Here is a 3,887-nt window from a genome sequence, read left to right as displayed (position 1 = left end):
CCCGGGTCCCCGGGCGACGGGACCGCCTCCGACGGTCCGTCGTCGACCGTCGCCGACCGCGGGGCCCTCGCCTTCACGGGAGCCGGCCCCCTCGGGGCGCTCGTGGCGGCGGCGCTGACGGCGCTCCTCCTCGGTGCCCTGCTCGTGCGCAGGTCGTGGCGTGTGCGGCGGCTCAGCACGCGCTGATCGGCCCTGTCGGCTGGCGCTGACGACGACGACGCCCCCGGGAGACCGGGGGCGGCGTCGTCGTTCGGCAGCCGTGCGGGCCGCGCGGGCTCAGAGGGTGTCGATCGGGCCCGTCAGCGCGAGGTCGCGCACGATGGGCACGGGCGCCGTGTCGGTGCGGCGGTGCCGGGGCGCGGCGGGCTCGATGCGGACGCCGGCGACGGCGAGGCGCTCCGCCGTGGACTCGGCCGAGACCGGCTCGCCCACGGTGTCGTAGGTGCCCATCGGGACGACCGAGTGCACGACCGTGTCGCGGTACAGGTGCACGAGGTTGAACGACTGGGCGCCGTCGCGGCCGCGGGTGCCGCCGAGACGCGAGTTGAGGTCCTGGGTGTAGCAGGTGGCAGAGGCGACGCTCACGGGGACGCCCGCGAACATCGCCGTCGTCGAGTAGTGCAGGTGGCCGGCGATGATGGTGCGCACGTCGCTGCCCTCGATCACCTCGGCGAGCGAAGCCTGGTCGCGCAGCTCGACGAGCACGCTCAGGTCCTGCACGGAGGGGACGGGCGGGTGGTGCATGGCGATGATCGTGCCGTCGGGGGCGGGCGTGCTCAGCTCCTCCGCCAGCCAGTCGAGCTGGGCGCCGGTCAGCTCGCCGTGGTGGTGCCCGGGCACGCTCGTGTCGAGCGTGATGACGCGCAGGCCGTTGACGTCGTAGACGAGGTCGACGGGGCGGTCGGAGGGGAGCTGCCCGAAGAGCTGCTCACGGAACGCCCCGCGCTCGTCGTGGTTGCCCATCGCCCAGATGACCTGGGCGCCGAGTCGTTCGGCGGCCGGCTCGAGCAGTGCTCGGAGCTTGCGGTACGCCTCCGGCTCGCCCTTGTCGGTGAGGTCGCCCGTCAGCACGATGGCCTCGGGGCGGACGCCCGAGGCCTCGATCTCGCGGACGATCTGGCCGAGGCGGGCCTCGCTGTCGACGGCCCCGTAGAGGGGCCCGTCGCCTCCGACGAGGTGCGTGTCGCTGAGGTGCAGGACGAAGTGATCGGGCCGGGGGTGCTCGGCCGTCCGGAGATCCATGAGTGCTCTCATTCGATGTCACCGACGGGGGCCTCGGGATCGGGACCCTCGTTGTGTGTTCGACACCAGTCCATCATCCGGTAGCTCCGTGTGGGGTGAACGGACCTGCGTGTTCCGGTGAACGGTGGGCGAACTCAGGGCCGGGCCCGAGGCCGGGGGCGCAGGAGGCGCCTCCTCGGCTCTCGGGTCCGGCCCGGTGAGCGGATGGTGCGGTCGGTCAGGGCTTGAGGACGACCTTGATGCAGCCGTCCTCCTTCTTCTTGAAGAGCTCGTACATCTCCGGTGCGCGGTCGAGGGGCACAGGGTGCGTCGTGAGGTCCTCGGTGCCGAGCGGGTCGGCCGGGTCCTCGACGAGGGGCATCAGGGTGTCCATCCACTGGTGGACGTTGCACTGGCCCATGCGGATGGTGATCTGCTTGTCGAAGAGCGTGAGGAACGGCGTCGGGTCGGCCGTGCCGCCGTAGACGCCGCTGAGCGAGACGGTGCCGCCGCGGCGGACGACCTCGAAGGCGAGGTGCATGGCGCTGAGGCTGTCGACGCCGGCCTTCTGCATCAGGGCCTGGCCGACCTTGTCGGGCAGCGCCGCCGCGAACTTCTGCACCATGCTCACGCCGCCGTGGTCATGGGCCTCCATGCCGACCGCGTCGACGACCGAGTCGGGTCCGCGGTCGTCGGTCATGCCCTTGATGACGTCCGAGACGTCCTTGGTCAGGTCGAGCACCTCGACGCCGTGGCGCGCGGCCATGGCGCGGCGCTCGGGGACGGGGTCGACGCCGATGACGCGGAACCCCTTGTGCACGCCGATGCGCGCCGCGAACTGGCCGACCGGCCCGAGGCCGAGGACGACGAGGGTGCCCCCCTCGGGGACGTTCGCGTACTCGACGCCCTGCCACGCGGTGGGGAGGATGTCGCTGAGGAACAGGTAGCGCTCGTCGGGGAGGTCGTGGCCCACCTTGACGAGGTTGGCGTCGGCGAGCTTGATCTGCAGCTGCTCGGCCTGGCCGCCGGGCACCTGGCCGTAGAGCTTGGTGTAGCCGTACAGGGTCGCGCCCGAGCCGTACTCGGTGACCTGGGTCGTCTCGCACTGCGAGAACAGGCCGCGCTGGCACATGAAGCACTCGCGGCAGGCGATGACGAACGGGACGACGACCCGGTCCCCGACCTGGATGCGCGAGACGGCGGAGCCGACCGCGGTCACGACGCCCATGGTCTCGTGGCCGAGCACGTCGCCCTTGTCGAGGTACGGGTCGAAGACGTCGTACAGGTGGAGGTCGCTGCCGCAGATGGCGGCGGACGTGACCTTGATGACCGCGTCGGTCGGGTCGACGATGGTGGGGTCGGGCACCTCGGTGACGGCGACGTCGGCGATGGACTGGTAGGTGAGAGCCTTCATCCGTCCCGTCTACGCCGGGGGACCGGGAGCGCCCTGGACCGGGAGGGTACAAGCCGGGGGGACACGACGACGGCGGCCGCCCCGTGAGGGGACGACCGCCGTCGGACGATGCCGCGCGTGCGCGGGACCGGGTGCTACGCGTCGACCGCGACCTGGGTCGCGACGATGTTGACGACCTTGCGGCCGCCCTTGTTGCCGAACTCGACCGCGCCGGGGGCGAGGGCGAACAGGGTGTCGTCACCGCCACGACCGACGTTGGCGCCGGGGTGGAAGTGGGTGCCGCGCTGGCGGACGATGATCTCGCCGGCGAGGACGACCTGGCCGCCGAAGCGCTTCACGCCGAGGCGCTGTGCGTTCGAGTCGCGGCCGTTACGAGTGGACGATGCGCCCTTTTTGTGTGCCATGTGGTGTCAGCTCCTGGGATGTCTTCGGCGTCGCGGTGCTACTTGGTGGTGATCGAGGTGATCTTGACGCGGGTCAGGTCGGCACGGAAGCCCATGCGACGCTTGTAGCCGGTCTTGTTCTTGTAGTTCTGGATGACGATCTTCGGGCCGCGGAGGTCGTTCAGGACCTCGCCCTCGACGGTGACCTTCGCGAGGTCGTCGCCGGTGAGGATCGTGTCGCCGTCGACGTGCAGGACGGGGACGAACGAGACGGTGTCGGATGCCGAGGCCTTGAGGCGGTCGACGGTCAGGATCGTCCCGACCTCGACCTTCTCCTGACGGCCGCCGGCGCGCACGATTGCGAATGCCATGGGAACTCCTGGGAAGATTGGGGTGTGACGTCCGGATCGCCGGACGACGTCGCGCTGCCGCTCGGGCAACTTGGATAGTCTTTCACAGATGTCACGACCGATCAAACTTCGACGCCCGCCGCAGTTCACGGCCGAGATCGTCGACGACGCCCGGGGACGCCTCGTGGACCTGCTGGCCGATCTGCGCGCCCTCACGTCCGAGCACGGCGACGACATCGAGGTCTGGGGCTCCGCCGTCACGGCGGCTGGCTGGGAGATCGCGAGCCTCGGGCAGTGGCTGGCCCTCGAGGGGGAGGCGGTCCTGCTGCTGGGCGGCGCCTCCTACCCGGAGATCGCCGAGCACCAGGGCACCAGCGCGTCGGCGGTCCACGGCCGGGTCGGCCGGTCGCTGACGCTCGCCCCGTACGCCCAGGCCGCAGGGCCCGACGGAACCACGACGCGGGTCACCGCCGAGGGGCTGGCGCAGGCTCGCGCCGAGTACGCCGCCGAGGCCGCGGC

General features: G+C 71.3%; 6 protein-coding genes. 2 read left to right on the top strand and 4 right to left on the bottom strand.

The features are described 5' to 3' along the window. Positions 1-186, top strand: a 186-nt coding sequence (locus RWM17_RS12970; RefSeq protein WP_314104292.1) for a hypothetical protein, incomplete at its 5' end; no start/stop codon positions are given. A 90-nt stretch (positions 187-276) separates the two neighbouring features. Here RWM17_RS12970 and RWM17_RS12965 read toward each other — a convergent pair. The 4 genes from RWM17_RS12965 to rplU all read right to left on the bottom strand — a co-directional run bounded on the left by RWM17_RS12965 (position 277) and on the right by rplU (position 3,389). After that, positions 277-1,242 carry a phosphodiesterase gene (locus RWM17_RS12965; protein WP_314104290.1) on the bottom strand — a complete coding sequence of 322 codons (966 nt, stop codon included), beginning with the start codon at positions 1,240-1,242 and terminating at the stop codon, positions 277-279. Positions 1,243-1,459: 217 nt separating this feature from the next. Beyond that, the gene (locus RWM17_RS12960; RefSeq protein ID WP_314104287.1) at positions 1,460-2,635 is read right to left on the bottom strand and encodes an alcohol dehydrogenase catalytic domain-containing protein; all 1,176 of its coding nucleotides are present in this window, start codon (positions 2,633-2,635) and stop codon (positions 1,460-1,462) included. Positions 2,636-2,769: 134 nt separating this feature from the next. After that, positions 2,770-3,039, bottom strand: coding sequence for a 50S ribosomal protein L27 (gene rpmA / locus RWM17_RS12955; RefSeq protein ID WP_123546220.1), 270 nt, complete (start codon positions 3,037-3,039; stop codon positions 2,770-2,772). Between the two features lie 38 nt (positions 3,040-3,077). After that, the gene (gene rplU, locus RWM17_RS12950; RefSeq protein ID WP_123546218.1) at positions 3,078-3,389 is read right to left on the bottom strand and encodes a 50S ribosomal protein L21; all 312 of its coding nucleotides are present in this window, start codon (positions 3,387-3,389) and stop codon (positions 3,078-3,080) included. Positions 3,390-3,477: 88 nt separating this feature from the next. On the opposite strand from rplU, the gene RWM17_RS12945 reads away from it, so the two are divergent. After that, the coding region (locus RWM17_RS12945) for a hypothetical protein (RefSeq protein ID WP_314104285.1) at positions 3,478-3,887 on the top strand (410 nt) is incomplete at its 3' end.

The sequence above is a fragment of the uncultured Frigoribacterium sp. genome (genome assembly GCF_963515265.1).
Taxonomy (GTDB): domain Bacteria; phylum Actinomycetota; class Actinomycetes; order Actinomycetales; family Microbacteriaceae; genus Frigoribacterium.
Note: the sequence above shows the minus strand (reverse complement) of the source record. Positions and strands in the feature narration are given on the sequence as shown.